General features: G+C 65.9%; 15 protein-coding genes and 1 pseudogene. 8 read left to right on the forward strand and 8 right to left on the reverse strand.

Annotated features, from left to right (window positions below):
* From BZL41_RS28920 to BZL41_RS00185, 5 genes and pseudogenes are all read left to right on the forward strand, one after another.
* Window positions 1-96 (forward strand): annotated as a pseudogene (locus tag BZL41_RS28920) (phage infection protein); the annotation flags it as partial.
* 180 nt (window positions 97-276) lie between these two features.
* Window positions 277-492 carry a hypothetical protein gene (locus tag BZL41_RS00170; protein WP_095597422.1) on the forward strand — a complete coding sequence of 72 codons (216 nt, stop codon included), beginning with the start codon at window positions 277-279 and terminating at the stop codon, window positions 490-492.
* Window positions 493-836: 344 nt separating this feature from the next.
* The gene (locus BZL41_RS00175) at window positions 837-1,772 is read left to right on the forward strand and encodes a LysR family transcriptional regulator (RefSeq protein ID WP_095597423.1); all 936 of its coding nucleotides are present in this window, start codon (window positions 837-839) and stop codon (window positions 1,770-1,772) included.
* 98 nt (window positions 1,773-1,870) lie between these two features.
* Window positions 1,871-2,098: a DUF2790 domain-containing protein gene (locus BZL41_RS00180; protein WP_095597424.1), complete on the forward strand. Its 228-nt coding sequence runs from the start codon at window positions 1,871-1,873 to the stop codon at window positions 2,096-2,098.
* Between the two features lie 41 nt (window positions 2,099-2,139).
* Entirely contained in the window at window positions 2,140-2,457 is a 318-nt protein-coding gene (locus BZL41_RS00185; protein WP_095597434.1) for a hypothetical protein, read from the forward strand.
* Here BZL41_RS00185 and BZL41_RS00190 read toward each other — a convergent pair.
* The 8 genes from BZL41_RS00190 to BZL41_RS00225 form a co-directional block, all read right to left on the reverse strand.
* On the reverse strand, window positions 2,454-2,936 hold the full coding sequence (locus BZL41_RS00190; protein ID WP_095597425.1) for a GNAT family N-acetyltransferase: 483 nt from the start codon (window positions 2,934-2,936) through the stop codon (window positions 2,454-2,456). The two genes, BZL41_RS00185 and BZL41_RS00190, sit on opposite strands and share 4 nt — an antisense overlap.
* A gap of 69 nt (window positions 2,937-3,005) precedes the next feature.
* Window positions 3,006-3,665, reverse strand: a complete 660-nt coding sequence (locus BZL41_RS00195; protein ID WP_095597426.1) for a glutathione S-transferase family protein — start codon at window positions 3,663-3,665, stop codon at window positions 3,006-3,008.
* Between the two features lie 117 nt (window positions 3,666-3,782).
* Complete coding sequence (locus BZL41_RS00200) at window positions 3,783-5,738, reverse strand: PhoX family phosphatase (protein ID WP_095597427.1); 1,956 nt, start codon at window positions 5,736-5,738, stop codon at window positions 3,783-3,785.
* 66 nt (window positions 5,739-5,804) lie between these two features.
* Entirely contained in the window at window positions 5,805-6,566 is a 762-nt protein-coding gene (locus BZL41_RS00205) for an energy transducer TonB (RefSeq protein WP_256578047.1), read from the reverse strand.
* Window positions 6,567-6,577: 11 nt separating this feature from the next.
* Window positions 6,578-7,024, reverse strand: coding sequence for a protein TolR (gene tolR, locus BZL41_RS00210; protein WP_095597429.1), 447 nt, complete (start codon window positions 7,022-7,024; stop codon window positions 6,578-6,580).
* A 12-nt stretch (window positions 7,025-7,036) separates the two neighbouring features.
* Window positions 7,037-7,744: a protein TolQ gene (gene tolQ / locus BZL41_RS00215; protein WP_095597430.1), complete on the reverse strand. Its 708-nt coding sequence runs from the start codon at window positions 7,742-7,744 to the stop codon at window positions 7,037-7,039.
* 85 nt (window positions 7,745-7,829) lie between these two features.
* Window positions 7,830-9,779, reverse strand: coding sequence for a phytase (locus BZL41_RS00220; RefSeq protein WP_095597431.1), 1,950 nt, complete (start codon window positions 9,777-9,779; stop codon window positions 7,830-7,832).
* Window positions 9,780-9,833: 54 nt separating this feature from the next.
* Window positions 9,834-12,350 carry a TonB-dependent receptor gene (locus BZL41_RS00225; protein WP_095597432.1) on the reverse strand — a complete coding sequence of 839 codons (2,517 nt, stop codon included), beginning with the start codon at window positions 12,348-12,350 and terminating at the stop codon, window positions 9,834-9,836.
* A gap of 338 nt (window positions 12,351-12,688) precedes the next feature.
* On the opposite strand from BZL41_RS00225, the gene BZL41_RS00230 reads away from it, so the two are divergent.
* The 3 genes from BZL41_RS00230 to BZL41_RS27650 all read left to right on the forward strand — a co-directional run.
* Window positions 12,689-13,603, forward strand: a complete 915-nt coding sequence (locus BZL41_RS00230; RefSeq protein WP_095597433.1) for a GGDEF domain-containing protein — start codon at window positions 12,689-12,691, stop codon at window positions 13,601-13,603.
* Complete coding sequence (locus tag BZL41_RS00235; RefSeq protein WP_095597435.1) at window positions 13,600-14,637, forward strand: AraC family transcriptional regulator; 1,038 nt, start codon at window positions 13,600-13,602, stop codon at window positions 14,635-14,637. The genes BZL41_RS00230 and BZL41_RS00235 overlap by 4 nt, the downstream gene beginning before the upstream one ends.
* Before the next feature lie 339 nt (window positions 14,638-14,976).
* On the forward strand, window positions 14,977-16,138 hold a 1,162-nt coding region (locus BZL41_RS27650; protein ID WP_143517987.1), incomplete at its 3' end, for a DUF6531 domain-containing protein.

The raw sequence follows: 16,138 nt of genomic DNA on the forward strand, positions 1-16,138 counted from the left end.
ATCAACCGCGTCGCTGAAGGCGGTTCCGACCGCACCGGCATCAACCGCGTCGCCGAAGGTGGTTCTGATCGCGTAGGTGCCAACCGCATCAGCTGATGTATCGAAGGATCGTTCCCACGCTCTGCGTGGGAACGCAGCCCGGGACGCTCCGCGTCCCCCTCAAGGCCCCTTTGTTGCGCAATACGAAACAGTCATTCTCAACCGCAGCTATTTTTCCGATTTTCGCTCCTCCCTAGGATGAAGTGGCTCCTGAACTGACCGAACGAGGACTCTGATATGAAACGTCACCTTCTTGCCGCAGCCGTTCTTTCCGTTTCTTCCCTGCTGGTTTCACAACTGAGCCTGGCCGAGGAATCCGAAGCCTTCGTCGAGCGCACCCTGGCCTTCCAGCAAGGCAAGCAAGCCGCCGAAGCCGTCGCCAAGCGTAGCCAGGATGCCGACCGCAAGCAGGTCCAGACCAGCACCCCAACCGACGAAGACCGCGATAGCTGATACCGCGCTCCCCTGCTCCTCCTGACGTTGATGATGTGATTGCTCCCTTGTTTATCGACGTCCCTTCGGCCGCTCCCTCGAGCGGCCTTTTTTCGTTTTACACGGGCTCGATGAACCCGGTCGAGACCACCCCGGGCAGGCACAAGGAATCGACACCCGGGCTCCGAGTACCCGGCCGATAAATGTGGCCCAGCGGGCGAGTCATCGTTCGGTCGCCATGGAAAGAGCGGATAGAAACGTCCCGGCGAGGCAATGCCGTATACGGGCCCGCAGTATGGAAGGCGCCCCGCTCCGCAAAAACCGCCCTGCGGGCAACGCAGGTTTACGTACGAGGTAACAGTTGCATGGATATCGTTCAGGCAATGCGCGTATTCGTTCGCGTCGCGGATGCCGGAAGTTTCACCGCCGCCGCGCGTGCCCTGGAATTCTCCACGGCGCAGGTGTCGCGGCTGGTTTCCGAACTGGAGAGCCACCTGCAGGCGCGCCTGCTGCAACGCTCCACCCGGCGCCTTGCCCTCACCGAGGCGGGCAGCCGCTACCTCGCCCGCACCCGGCAGATTCTCACCGATATCGATGACGCCAACGCCGAGGCCAGCGGTGCCCACCTGATGCCCAGGGGGCGCCTGCGGGTCCACTCCATCACCGGCCTCGGCATCCAGTTGCTCGCACCGCTGGCCGCCCGCTACGGCGCGCTCTACCCGGACGTGCACTTGGACATGACCCTGTCGCAGCGCTATCCCGACCTGCTGGAAGAAGGCCACGACGTGGTCATCACCCTGGCCCGCGACCTGCCCGACTCGGAACTGATTGGCCAATACCTCGGCAACATCCACAGCGTCATCTGCGCCGCCCCGGCCTACCTGGAAAAACATGGCATCCCGCAGACACCGGACGATCTGGCCGAGCACCGCTGTCTGTTGCTGGTCGACCCGGTGTTCGGCGACCACTGGGCCTTCACGGTGGACGGCAAGGAACAGCCGCTGCGCCTCGGCGAGACCTTCCAGGTGAATGTCGCCGAGGCCATGGCCAACGCCGCCGAAGCCGGCATGGGCATCTGCCTGCTGCCCGACTTCGTGGCCGCCCGTGCCATCCAGCGCGGTGGCCTGGTGCGGGTCCTGCCCCATCACAGCCTGCACGAAAAGAGCGTCTATGCCGTATACCCGTCGCGGCGCTTCCTCGATGCGAAGGTGAGCACCTGGATCGAGTTCCTCAAACAGGAGCTGCCCAGGGCGCTGGAGCGCTACCGAGCGATGCTCGACGACCCCACCTGCTGGGCCTGAGCATTGTTGCGACGCGTGCAAGGTTGCCTTGCACGCCCGGCCGTTTTTCCTGCCCGCCCCGAGCGATAGGGTGATGGAACCCCTCTCGGAGACGAACGATGAAAAGCACCTACCTGATGCTCGGCCTGGCACTGGCCTCCCCCTGGGCCGCCGCAGAAGACCGGCAGGTCTACCACTACGGCATGGACCTGGACGTCGCCCAGGTCATCTCCATGACCGACCCCTCCGGCTGCGTGCCGGGCGAAGCGACCATGACCTACAAGGACTCCAAGGGCGAGGTCCATACGCTGGTGTATATGCGCCAGGGCTCCGACTGTCGCGACTAGCAGACGGCTGTGGCTTCTTCCATGAACTAGGCTTGTCCGGCATGACGACCTTTTCTCGAATCGCCGCCCTTTGCGGCGCCCTCGCCTTGCCGGCGCTCGCCGCCACGCCCGAGGCCTGGACGGAACACAAGAAAACCGTGCTGGCCGCATGCATGAAGGCCAGCGGGTTGGAACAACCCCGGCCGGTCGGCAGGCTCATCGAATACCCGGACCGGCTCAGCCTCACCGCCGTCCTCCTGCGCGGTCGCTATCCGCAACCGCACATGGAAGGCCGGATGGGCCAGGAGCTTTGCCTCTACGACCGCCGAAACCGCACCGCCTTCGTCAGCGAAGCGGATTCGATCACACTGAAGCCCTAGGCCCCTTCGGCAAAGCTCCGCAGTGCTTCGCCATCCAAGCGATAGCGAATCCACTCCCTCTGCGGCAGGGCGCCGATGGAGTCGTAGAAACCTATCGCCGGCTCGTTCCAGTCCAGCACGCTCCACTCCAACCGCCCGCAATCGTTGTCGCAGGCCTCGCGGGCGAGTTGACGGAGCAGCGCCTTGCCGGCACCGCTGCCACGGCTATCCGGCGTGACATACAGGTCTTCCAGGTAGATCCCGTTGCGCCCCAGCCAAGTGGAATAGCTGTAGAAATACACGGCGAAACCAATCGGCTTGCCGTCCTGCTCGCAGATCAGCGCGCGGCTCGGCGCCCGTTCGGCGAACAGGGTGCGCTCGATGTCCGCCACGCTGGCGACGACCTCGTGCGCAGCCTTCTCATAGGTAGCGAGCTCGGTGATGAAGGCCAGAATCTGCGCCGCATCGCTGGGGACGGCCGGGCGTATCGACAAGCTCAAGGCGTTCTCCTCGGATCACTGGGAAAACGCCTAGTGTCTGAGCTGCACCCGATTCGGGCAAGCACCGGATCAATCGCGATCCGGCGCCCCCAACGGAAACAGCACCCGATACGGCCGTGCCTCCTCCACCGCCCGGGCGAACGACGGCCGCGCCAGCAAACGCTGCCGATAGGTGCGCACCCGCTCGAACGACGCGGCGATGGGATGCACCCAATCGGCATAGAACAACGCCGGCGCCGCCGCACAATCCGCCAGGCCGAACGCCTCCCCCGCCGCCCAGGTACGCCCCGCCAGCACCCCGTCCAGCCAGGCATACGCCCGCTCCAGCAACGCCCGCGCCTCCTCGACGCCATACGCATCGCGCTTATCCGCCGGCCGCAGGCTGTCGAACACGAACTTCTGCATCGGCGTCATCACGTAGTTATCGAAGAAGCGATCCATCATCCGCACCTCCAGTGCCGCCTCCGCCCTCTCGGGCACCAACCGCACCGGTCCTGGATGATGCAGCCCCAGATGTTCAATGATGACGCTCGACTCGACCACCGTCCTGCCGCCATCCACCAACACCGGCATCTTCCGCATCGGCCACAACGCCTGAAACTCCGCCCCGTTGCCAGGCTCGTCCGGCGCCAACAGGCGAAACTCAAATGGCAGTTCGTTCTCGTAGAGCGCGATCAGCACCTTCTGGCAGTAGGACGAAAACGGGTGGGCGAAAAGTTGGAGAGACATGGCAAGACTCCTGGGTTGGCAAGATGAGCGTAGCGCTCCGTTTTTGTCTGGAGGGAGCGCGCTCTTCTAGTCGAATGGGGTGAAGGGAAATCGACAGCCCCGGATGTCTGTTCCCCCTCAGCTCCCAATCACCCCACCATCCTTCTTGGTGATCAACACCGTGGTCGAGCGTGGGCGGGTCTTGTCGTCGCTGGCGGGGTAGCTGAGCCCGGGGTGTTGGATGTTGGCCCAGAGGGCCTTGCCGTCGGGGCTCCAGGCCAGGCCGGTGATTTCGCAGCCGCGCGGGCCAACGAGGAAGCGGCGGACTTCGCGGGTGGCGGGGTCGGCGCAGAGGAGCATGTTGCAGCCCATGTTGTGCATGGCGGCTTCGGCGTCGTCGAAGTCGGTCTGTATCCATAGGCGCCCCTGGGCGTCGAAGGCCAGGCCGTCCGGGGAGGAGAACAGGTCGCCCTGGATAGTGCCGACGAGGTTGGCCGGCACTGGGTTGCCATCCTTGTCCTTGGCGCCCTTGGCTTCGCCGGCGAGGAGGAAGAGTTCCCAGGTGAAGGCGGTGGCGGTGGGGTCGGCGCCCTGCTCGGCGATGCGCAGGATTTGCCCGTGCAGGTTGTTCGGCCGGGGGTTGGCCTTGTCCACGGGTTGCTTGCTGCCACGCCCGTCGTTGTTGGTGAGGGTGACGTAGACCTCGCGGCTGGTGGGATGGACGGCGGCCCATTCGGGACGGTCCATGGGGGTGGCGCCGGCGCGGTCGGCGGCGGCGCGGGCGTTGACCAGCACCTCGGCCTGGCTGGCGAAGCCGTTTTCCTCCGTCAGGCCGTTCTCACCGTGGACCAGAGCCAGCCAGTGGCCGTTGCCGTCCGCGTCGAAGCGCGCGACGTAGAGGGTGCCTTCATCCAGCAGATCGCGGCTGGCCTTGGGGTTGGCGGCGTCGAAGCGCCCGGCCGGGACGAATTTGTAGATGTATTCGCCCTTGGCATCATCACCGGAGTAGAACGCCATGCGCCCGTCGCCGCCTAGGGACAGCGCCGCGCATTCGCGGCTGAAGCGGCCGAAGGCGGTGCGCTTGATCGGCTGCGCCTTCGGGTCGAAAGGATCGATTTCCACCACCCAGCCGAAGCGGTTCGGCTCGTTCACGTGGCCGCCGTGGGGCTGGTCGGCGGCGGGCGTGGCATCGAAGCGGGCGTCGGCGGTTTCCCAGGCGTAGTACTTGCTGGTGCCGCTGTTGGACAGGCCGTAGCGCTTGTGCGAGACGCGCTGGGCGTAGTCGGCCGGGTCACGATTGATGAAGTAGTTGGGCCAGTTTTCCTCGCAGGTGAGGAAGGTGCCCCAGGGGGTGACGCCGGTGGCGCAGTTGTTGAGGGTGCCAAGCACTTCCAGGCCGGCCGGGTCGGAGGCGGTCTTCATCAGCGCATGACCGGCCAGGGGGCCGGCGATGCGCATCGGCGTGAGCATGGTGATGCGGCGGTTGTAGGGCGATTCCATGACGCGCTGCCACTGGCCGTCCTTGCCCTTCTTCACTTCGATCACCGAGACGCCGTGGGCGGCCTGCTCCTTGCGCACCTCGTCCAGCGGACGCGGTTTGCTCAGGTCGATAGCGCTGGAAGGATGCAGCGGCGGGTTGATGTATTCGTGGTTCATTACCAGCAGGCCACGGTCGGTCTCCCCTTCGAAGGGGAAGAAATTCATGCCGTCGTGGTTGTCGCCGGCCTGCTTGAGCTGGGCTTGCCAGTCGTCGCTGGCGTCCGCCTTCCAGGCCGGGGCGCCGGGCTCCACCGGGTCGCCCCAGGAGAAGAATGGCACCGCACGGTAGCCCTCGGCGACCAGTACGCGGTCGAAGCCGGGGTCGAGCTGCACCGGCACGCCCTTGAAGCCCAGCAGCGGGCTGGCGCTGGCCTTGGCGCAGGCGCTCAGGCCGCCGCCGAAGAAGCCGAGGGCGGCGAGAGTCAGGCCGCCCTTGAGAACGTTGCGCCGGGCCGGGTCGACCAGCTCGGCCAGCGGCGGGTTGGCGCTGGGGTTGATCGACTGGTCATCCTGGCTCTCCAGGCGTTCGTGGAAGTGACGATGGTCGTGGCTCATGGCGATCTCCCTGTCTGTCGGCGCCGGTCCGCTGTGCCCTGTTGGAGGCCAGCGGCGGCGCGCGGTTCATTCGATACGGTAGTGGAAGGTGTTCTTCACGTCGGGGACGGCGACCGCGCGGCCATCGACGATACGCGGCTGGTAGCGGAAGGTTCTGGCGGCGGCCAGCGAGGGGCGGATGAACAACGGATGGCACTCGCCGATCACCTTAGGGTTTTCCACGCGGCCTTCCGGGGTGACGGTGTAGCTGACGGTGCAGTCGCCCTCGATACCCTTGTCCAGGGCACGGTCCGGGTAGTCCGGGGCTTCCTTGGCAATGGGCAGGTACGGCTGGCTGGCGGCGGTACGGGCTTGTGCCTCGGCACGGGCGGCAGCTTCGGCTTGCAGGCGCTGTTGCTTCTCGCGCTGGCGGGCCAGCGCCTCGCGTTCGAGGCGTTCGCGGTCCTCACGCTGCCGCTCGCGCTGAGCCTGTTCGAGGCGTTCCCGCTCGCGCTTTTCCTCCAGCCGTTGGCGCGCCAGGGCGGCCTGCTGCAATTCCCGTTGGCGTACTTGCGGATCGGGCTTTGGCGCTTCCACCGGCTTGGGCGGTTCCGCCACCGGTGGCGGAGCCTGTACCTCGGGCACCGGCGGCGCGGGCGGCGGCAACTGGATCAGCCGGGTCGCCAGGGCATGCACCTGCGGCTCGGCCGGTGTCGAGGGCTGCCAGTGCGCCAGCAGCGCGGCCAGGGCCAGGGCATGCAGCGCCACCGCCAGCATCACGGCCAGGGCCTGGCGGCGCCAGGCGCGGGATGGCCAGGCCAGCGCCGGCCAACTGACGGCTGTCGGCATGGGCTCGGCCCTCATGGCTGGGGGGCCTCTGTGACCAGGCCGACGTTGCGCACTCCGCCCTGCTGCAAGGCGGCCATGCCGGCGACCACCGTGTCGTAGCGGGCATCGCCGTCGGCACGGATGTAGACCTGGGTATCGCTGCGCGCGGCAACGATGGCGCTCACCTGGGCAGTCATTTCTTCCAGGTTCACGGCACTGTCCGTGTGCCGCTCGGTGTCCAGCTCGCTGCCGAGGTTCCAGTAGTAGCCGCCGTCGGCCGTCACCGAGAGGGTGAGAATCTGCTGGCGGGTGTCGGTGGGCAGCGCTTCGGCGGCGACCTCGGGCAAGTCGATTTTCACGCCCTGGGTGAGCATCGGCGCGGTGACCATGAAGATCACCAGCAGCACCAGCATCACGTCGATATAGGGCACTACGTTCATCTCGGCCTTCGGGCCGTGCGGGCTGTAGGGCTTGCGCATGACACCCTCCCCTCAGGCCGCGCGGTCGAGGCGCGCCGCGGCCTGCAAGCGGCGATGCAGGCGCCCTTGCAACTCGTTGCCGAAGGCGTAGTAGCGGCTGGAGAACGCAGCCACGCGGGCGGAGAAGCGGTTGTAGGCGATCACCGCCGGGATGGCCGCGAACAGGCCGATGGCCGTGGCGATCAACGCCTCGGCGATACCGGGGGCGACGGTGGACAGGGTGGCCTGTTGCACCTGCGACAGACCGATGAAGGAGTTCATGATGCCCCACACGGTGCCGAACAGGCCGATGTAAGGGCTGACCGAACCAACGGTGGCAAGGAACGGCAGGCCCCTGCCGAGACGCTCCTCCTCCTCGCTGATGGCCACCAGCAGGCTGCGCTCGACGCCATCGATCACCGCCTCGCCGCCCACGCCCGGCTCGTTGCCGAGATGCTGGTATTCGCCGTAGCCGGCGCGGAACAGCCGCTCCAGGCCGGCGTCCGCATCCGGTTCGGCGGGTGTCTCGCGGTACAGCCGGGCGAGGTCGGCCTCGCGACGGAAGCGCTGCTGGAAGTCCTTCAACAGCCGCTCGCTGCGGCCCAGCAACAGGCTGCGCTGGACGATCAGGTACCAGCTCGCCAGCGAGGCCAGCAGCAGGGTGAGCATGACGCCCTTGACCAGTGGCGAGGCGGCGCTGACCAGGCTCCAGACGGTCATGTGTTCGAGGGTGGCGTGCATGGGGCTCTCCGTTGTGTCGCCCTCCTCAGCGGAGGACGCCTGGGTTATTCGATTACGTTGCGGTTGCGTTCTGATGACAGCGGCGTCATTCCAGGCCGAGGGCGTCGGCCACGGCGCGCCAGGGCACGAACTTGAAGTTCTGGGTCTGCTCGGGCATGCGCTTGCGGCCGTCCTGCACCACCAGCAGGCCGGCGCTCCAAGGCCCGCCGAGGTTGGCCGAGCTGACGTCCAGGCCGTCCGTCTCGGAGGCCCCATCGATACCCAGTGCGCCGTTCAGGCCAACCCGGAAGGCGCCCTTCGGCGCGTAAGGCGGCTCGGCGTCGAGCACCACGTAGCTGTCGTTGCCCTGACTGGAGACCACCAGATAGCTGCGGCGCGGGCCGTGGTACAGACCGAGGCCCTCGACATCGGCCTTCAATATCTCGCCCACCGCCATCACCCTTGCCAGTTCCGCCGATGCCTCAGCACGGGCATCCACGGCCCAGACACCGCTGTCTTCCTCGCCGAGGAACAGACGCTGGCGGCGGTCATCGGCCACGCAGCCCTCCGGCTGGCTGTCCACCGCGAAGCGCCGCACCAGCTCGCCACGCAAGGTGCCGCTCGTGCCGTCCAGGCGGTACTGGAGGAAGGTGCCGTCCTTGCCGTTGGCGAAGGCGTACAGCTCGCCGGAAGCCGGCTGGAACAGGCAGATGCCGTAGATTTCCGCCAGCGGCGTAGCGATTTCGCCGGCCTCGCGCAACTCGCCGCTGGCGCGGTCGATGGCGAACAGGGCGATGCTGTTGCGGTCGCGGTTGCTGGCCACGGCCAAGTCCACCGTCGCGTCGCCGAGACGAATGCCGCTGCGGACGTCCACGTTGTTCAGGCGGCCCACCGGCAGCGCCTGCATCAGCCTGCCGTCCAGGTCGTAGGCCAGCAGCCCCTGCTTCTTGTTGGTGCCGAGCACCCGCGAACGCGACGGCTGCTGCGGATGCACCCAGATCGCCGGGTCGTCGGCGGCATCGCCATGGCGGCCCACCGGCTCGCTCTGGCGCACCGCCGCGACGTTTGGCAGCACCGGCGGCGGCCGCACCGGCTCGGCTTTCCAGGCCAGGCGGCCCTGGTAGAGGCGCCCGCTGTCGTCGTCGCGCAGCAGCAGGTCGAGCCCGTCGGCGGTCTCGCGCAGGGCCAGGCCCTCCGGTTCGCCGAGCCCCTCCAGCGGCAGACGGGCGACGGCGTACCAGCCGGCCTCCCGTTGCTGGTAGAGGTGCAGCGCGGCGCTGGAAGGGTCCAGGGCGAGCAGTCCTCCGGGCAGACTGGCCATGGCGCCGGCCGAGCCACGCAGGGTGCCGAAGGGTTGCAGCAAGTCCACTGGCTGGCGACTGGCCTCGGCCTCCGGGTGGGCCGGGTAGGCCCAGAGGCCGACGTTCTCTTCGTTGACGAACAGCCGGTTCGCCGCGTCGTCGGCCTGGCAATGCTCGGCGTTCGGCGGCAAAGGCAGTCCGCGTACCCGACGCGGCTCGGGCGTGAGGCCGGCATCGGTGCCAACCAGCCACTGCTCGCCCTGCCCTTCTTCGCCGACCAGGAACAGATAGAGATTGCGCGCCTCGTCGCGGTACAGGCACAGGCCGGCCAGGGCGAAGTCGCGCGGCGGCAGGCTCTGCGGGCGCTGCCAACGGTGGCTGGCGGGATCGAGGGCGACGAGCACGGCGCGCTGGCCGATGCCATCCAGCCCGGCGACGACGAGCTGTGCCCCCGCCCAGCGCAGGTCCAGCGCGGAGAACGAACCCGGCAGGCGTGCCAGTTCGCGCCCCTGGCCGTTGAGCAGGAGCAACCCCTGGCGCTCGCTGGCGGCGATGCGCCAGTCGCGCTGGACGCCGTCCTTGGCGGGGACGAAACGGATCGCCTCGAGATCGAGCCCGGCCGGCGCTTTCCAGGCGCTCAGGGCCAGTGTGGGCTCGGCGGACGGCAGCGGAGCCGACGCCGAGGGGGACAGGCGGTCGCAACCGGCCAGGGCCAGGCTGGCCAGCAGCGCGGCGCGGAGAAACGGCGAATTCATCGAACGGTGTTCCTTGTGACACGCCGCTCTCCGTGGGAGAGCGGCCGACGGGGATCAGAAGTGGGTGAAGGTCAGGCCCAGCTTGTAGGTGGGGCCGTACTCCTCGTACTGGGCGTTGTAGCGGTTGCGCCCGGTGTAGACGTAGTAGTGCTCGTCGGTGATGTTCTGCGCCTCGAAGGAGAGCTGCAGATTCCTGGTGAGGAAGTAGCGGGCACTGAAATCGACGAAAGTCTGGTCGTCCACGTAGAGGTCATGGGCCTTGTCGTCCACCGCTGCGACTTCCTGCAGGTAGTCGGATTTGTAGTTAGCGGAGAGACGCAGGCTGAGTGTGTCGTTCTCCCAGCCGAGCATCAGGTTGCCCACGGTGTCTGACTGGAACGGTAGGTCAATGTCGCGCCGCTGGCCCTGCCCTTCGATACGCGCGTCGGAGCGGCTGAAGGTGGCGTTGGCGCCCAGCAGCAGGCCGTTCCACGGCGCCGGCAGCCAGTCGAATTTCTGCGACCAGGCCAGCTCCAGGCCGTACAGCTTGGCACGGTCGCCGTTGGCGTAGGTGTTGGCCTCGTCGAAGTCCGCCCAGGCGCCAGTGCCGGCGAGGTCGGTGTTGTAGACGAAGTTTTCGATGTCTTTGTAGAAGACGAAGGCCGAGACCACCCCGGCGCGCCCCAGGTAGCGCTCGATGCCGAGGTCGAAGTTGCTGGACTCCAACGGATCGAGCTGCGGGTTGCCGAACTCCGCCTCGTCGCCATCGATGAGGAAGCCCGGCGCCAGTTGCTCGAAGCTCGGACGCACCACGCTGTTGGTCCAGGCGGCGCGGAGCTGAGTGTCCTTATCCAGTTGGTAGCGCAGATGCAGGCCCGGCAGCCAGTGGTCATAGTCGTTGCTCGCCTCGATGCTCTCGAAGGCACCGTCGCGCAGGCCAGTGCCCTTGGCGCGGAAATCGGTGCCCTCATAGCGCAGGCCAGCGATCACGCGCAGATCACCGATGTCGACGGTGTTCATCAGGTAGGCGGCGTCGATGTCTTCGCTCATCGCGTAGTCGCCGATGCGCGATTCTTCTTCGTTGTAGTAGTCGGCGCGGTCGAGCCCGCCAAGCAGGCGCTTGATCGCCTTGTCGCCGATGCCCGGCCCGAAGCGGCCGAGACCGTAGTCCACCCGGCCCTTGGTGAAGTGGCCGAGCAGCAGGTCGTCGTCGGCGATGCCGGAGTCGTCGAAGTCCTCGTAGGTCCAGACGTTGGTGTCGTTGTCCTTGTCGCGCCGGCTCAGCTTGCCGCCGAACTTGACCCGCGCCGCGTGGCCGGACAGCTCGTAGTCGCGGGCCAGGTCGAGCTTGATGTTCTTCTCGGTGTCGGTGGTGTCCTGCTCGGCCCACTCCACTTCGTCGAGGATGAAGTTGTCCGCGTCGTAGAACGCCTCGCCGACGTTCAGGGTCGGCTTGCGCGTGCTGCCGAAGCCAGCGTCGGTGAAGTCGTCCGTGCCCTCGAACAGCGCGCCGGCGATGTGCCCGGGCGTGTCTTCGCTGGAGCGGCTGTAGCCGACCTGGGCGTTGAGGGTCCAGTCGCCGCGCAGGTGCTCGCTGCCCAGCACGTAGGATTGGATTTCCTGGGTTTCCTCTCGGGACTTCAGTTCGCGCCAGCCTTCGGCGGCGCCGCGCTCGCCGGGCGCCTGGGCGTCGTCGAATTCCACGCCGGCGGCGTTGCGCGTTTCGGTGTCCTTGAAGCGGCTGTAGAGGGTGCGCAGGTAGTAGCTGTTGAAGTCGTCCGGGCGGTAATCGAAGTTCAGGCCCAAGCCGGTGCGCTCGCGGGTGATGTCATAGTCGCGCTGCTCCAGCTCTTCCAGCCGGGCACCGTCCTCGAAGTCCCAGGCGCCGCCGGTTTCCACGTTGTCCGAGACGAAATCGCGCTTCTGCCAGCTCAGTGCGGCGGCCACGCCGAAGTTGTCGATGCCGTCGCCGAGGCTGAAGCGGTCGCTGATCGCCCCGGAGAACTTCGGGCTGGTCTGGCCGCTATTGTCGTCGTAGCTGCCTTCGGCGCTGCCCGTGTAGAACAGGCCCTTGTGATCGAAGGCGGACAGGCTTTCCACTTCGATGGTGCCGCCCAGGGAGTTGGCGTCCATGTCCGGGGTCAGGGTCTTGGTGACCGACAACGACTGCACCAGCTCGGACGGCAGCACGTCCAAGGCCACGGCGCGGGTGTCGGCGTTGGGCGACGGGATCAGCGTGCCGTTGATGCTCACGGCATTCATGTCCGGCCCCAGGCCGCGCACGCTGACGAAGCGGCCTTCGCCCTGGTCGCGTTCCACGCTCACACCGGGCAGGCGCTGCACCGCCTCGGCGACGTTCTCGTCGGGCAACTGCGCCACGCCATCGGCGCTGACCACGCTCTTCACACTGTCCGAACGGCGCTGCTCCTTGAGCGCCTTGTCCAGGCTCACCGCCTGCCCCACCACATCCACGTGCTCCACCACATCCGCGGCGGTTTCGGCCAGCAGCGAACCGCTGGCCACGGCCAGCGCCAGGGCGCTGAGGGCATGGCCGGCGCGCCGGGCGGCCTTGCTGCGCTTGAAGGTCATCATCAGGTTTCTCCCCGTCTTGGATACCGGGCAAGCCACCCGGCGAGATGGCTGGGCACGCTAGGCGGAGCGGATGACGCTTCTGTGACAGGCCCGGCGCGAAGGTCCGGAAACCGGGGCTTCGAAGGCACTTTCCGGAGCAAAATGAACCGAAATGACCCGCAGCCGCGCATGGCCGGCAGCCGGGTTGCGCGGCCCCCGTTCCGCTGGCGCCGGGAATGAAGCAGAAATGCATGGATGAAGGAAAAAACCCGTGAGCCGATTTGACCTCCCGGCTGCCATCAATCGGTCATCTGGCTCTGCTGAGCTGTGCGCCATCGTTCCCCTGCGAGGCCACGCCCATGCCCGCCCTGCTTCGTCTGCATCGCCTGAAACTGCTGGCCCTGACCCTGGCCGCCAACCTCGCACTGCTCCTGCACCTCGCCGCCGGCGACCTCAAGACACCGGCGGAATGGGTGTGGCTGGACATCCTCGGCGAAGGCGGCTCGGCGCTGCTGGCGCTGGTCTGGCTGTGCCTGATCCTCAAGAGCCGCCCGGCCGGACGTGTCACCAACCTGCTCGCCCTGGGCCTGGGGCTGGTGTTCTTCTCCTGGTGGGTGGACAGCCTCGACGAATTCATCCGCATGCCCGAAGCCATCGGCTGGGACCACTGGCTGGAGTCGGCACCGATGCCCTTCGGCCTGCTGCTGCTCACCTATGGGCTGTACCACTGGCACCACGAGCAACTGGCGATCAGCGCGCAGATGGAGAAGCGCGAACGGCTGTTCCGCGAGCACCTGCTGTTCGACAAGCTCACCCCCCTGGCCGGCGCCGACTACCTGCGCCGCCAGTTGCAACTCAGCCTGCAGGAGAGCCGCCGCGAGCAGGTGCCGCTGTCGCTAGTGGCGGTGGACCTCGACGATTTCGATGCGATCAACCAGCGCTACGGCCATGCCGAAGGCGACGCCGTACTCCAGGCGGTCACCCAGGTGCTGCTGCTCAACCTGCGCCGCCAGGACCTGCTCTGCCGCCTCGCCGGGGACCGCTTCGTGGTGCTCCTGCCGGCCACCGGCGAAGCCCAGGCGCGCCAGCTCGCCAGCGAACTGGCCGAGGCCGTGCGCAGCCTGGCGCACAAAAGCCGCCAGCATGGCGAGCGCGTGCCGCTGAAGGCCAGCGTGGCGACCGCCATGGCCCTGGACGAGGACGCCGAGGCGCTGCTCCAGCGCCTCAACCTCGCCCTGGCCCGAGCCAAGCAGCCCCTCGCCCTGAGCGCCTGAACATGCCCAGCCCCTGGTTCGAACGCGACACCCGCTGCATCGCCGCCCATGGCCAACCAGCAGCACTGATCGACCTCTGCCTGCAACGCGGGATCAACAACCACCGCCTGCTGCGCGGCACCGGCCTGTTTCATGAAGACGTCCTGCGCGGCGATACCCTGGTCAGCCCCGAGCAGTTCTTCCAACTGACCGACAACGCCCGCCAGTTGCTGGACGCCAACGACAGTGCCTTCCTCTTCGGCCAGCGCCTGCTGCCCGGCCCGCTCGGCGCCGCCAGCCAGGCCCTGAGCCTGTCGGCCAATCTGCAACAGGCACTGGAGCTGCTGGTGGAGCTGCGTACCCTGCTCTTCCCGTTGCTCAGCCCGCGCCTGCTACTGGACGAACACCACGCCTACCTGCACTGGCAAGACAACTGCGGTGCCGGCCACCAGTTCCGCTTCCTCGTCGAGGCCGCCATGGCCGCGGTGATAGCCATGGGCCGGCGCCTCGGCGGCGAGCGCCTGCCCTGGCAAATCCACCTGCGCCATGCGCGGCCACGCTACATCGAACAGTACTGGGTGCACCTCGGCGAAGACCTGCACTTCGCCAGCCCCTACGACCTGATGCGCCTGCCACGCGCCTGCCTGACCCGCCCCTGGCCGCAGTCCGCCCCCACCGCCGCCCTGGTGGCCGGGCAACAGGCCCGCACCGAGTTGCAACGCCTACCCGCCGCGCACAGCCTGCTCGACGCCCTGTACCGCTGGCTGCTCGACCACGCCCGCCAAGCACCGGGCCTGGAGCACGCCGCCGAAGCCTTCGGCATGAGCCCGGCCACCTTCAAGCGCAAGCTGAAGAAACACGGCACCTGCTACCAGGAACAGCACGACCAGGCGCGCCTGCACCTGGCCCTGTACCTCTACCAAGTGAAGGGCTACAGCAACGACGAAGTCGCCGCCTACCTGCGCTTCCACGACGCCACCAACTTCCGCCGCTCCTTCAAACGCTGGACCGGCCTGGCGCCAAGCGCACTGTTGCTGGCGATGCGTGGCGGGTAAGCGTCTAACGTATTGCGCTTATCCGCCAGCGCAAACTAATCGAACACGAACCTCTGCACGATCACATAGTGATCGAAGAAGCGGTCCATCATTCGCACCGCCGATGCCACCTCCACTCGGGCTCGACAGGGGGAGATCGATTTCTACCGCAGACAGCCAATTGCTATGGCTCATGTAGGAAATTTGCTATTCCGCTGGGTTTCGTGATCATTTCCGTGTTTCTGGGCACTAAATTTTGGAATATTTACTCGCGCCAATATATTAAAATCACCATCGGCATAATTCCTCTGGTTGCTGACGAATGTTCAGCAGCGCTCAGATTTACAAAAGGAACTTGATATGTCTCTCAGGCTTCGACGTCCATTGCTTCCAAAAATACGGAAAAACAACACTGACTCCAAACTAAAAAAGCCAAAACTTTTAGCTGTAGCCTTATTTGCCTTTGGTTGCTCCAGTGGCAGTAAGGCAGAGATTCTACCCATTGAGCGCTGGAGTGAACTCTGCTCGTTTATACCTAGCTGGACTGGCACGGCACTTTACAAACAGAACAAATATTTCTATCACGTCATTCTCAGCAAAGTCTGGCAAGACTCCGGATACACACCCATCACGAGCTGTCGCGTATATCACACCCCATACACAGCCACAGATTACTATGCCAATATCAGCTTGGTTGATGCAAATTGCCCAACTCAAGAGTTCTTCAATTCCAAAACGGGAAAATGTGAGAGTGACGGTATAAACAATGACGGGAGCAAGGGGCCTCCAAACATTCCAGGTGATAATGCCCCTCCACCGTGCACAGGAAATCCGATCAACAGTGCCATCGGCAACAAGTACCAACTCGAAACGGACTATTCACAACAAGCTCAAGGCATCCAGGGCCTGTCCTTTACCCGGGTATATAACAGCCAGGACGGTAAGTGGCGACACAGCTATTCAACACAACTTGGCATCACCAGTAGCCTGCTCGTTCTGATTCACGCAGATGGCCGCCAGGCTCTCTTCGCGCGCTCCGGCAGTGTAACGACCCCACAGACTCCGGAGAAAGGCACTCTCAAGTTGGAGTCCAGCGGTTGGGTCTATACCTCACCCGCCAACGAAAAGTTGCTCTTCAACAGTTCCGGCCGGCTAACCCGTCGGCAATGGCCAAGTGGTTATTTCCAAACCTTGACGTACAGCGGCACCTATAGCCGCACGATCACTATCACCGACTCTTTAGGGCAGGCACTGACCGTTACCGAAGATGCCTTGCACCAGCCCCTGGCACTGACTACTGATGGTGTATCGATTGCCTATGGCTATAGCGCCGACGGCAGACAACTGCAAACCGTAACCAAGACCCAAAACGGCCAAACGCTTGTCCGTCGTTATCACTACGAAGACCCCCGCAACCCCAAACTCCTCACCGGCATCACCGACGAACGCGGCATCCGCTACGCCACCTGGACCTACGACGACCAGGGCCGCGCGATCTCCAGCGAACACGCCAACGGTGCCG

This window comes from Pseudomonas sp. PIC25 (assembly GCF_002286785.1).
Taxonomy (GTDB): Bacteria; Pseudomonadota; Gammaproteobacteria; order Pseudomonadales; family Pseudomonadaceae; genus Pseudomonas_M.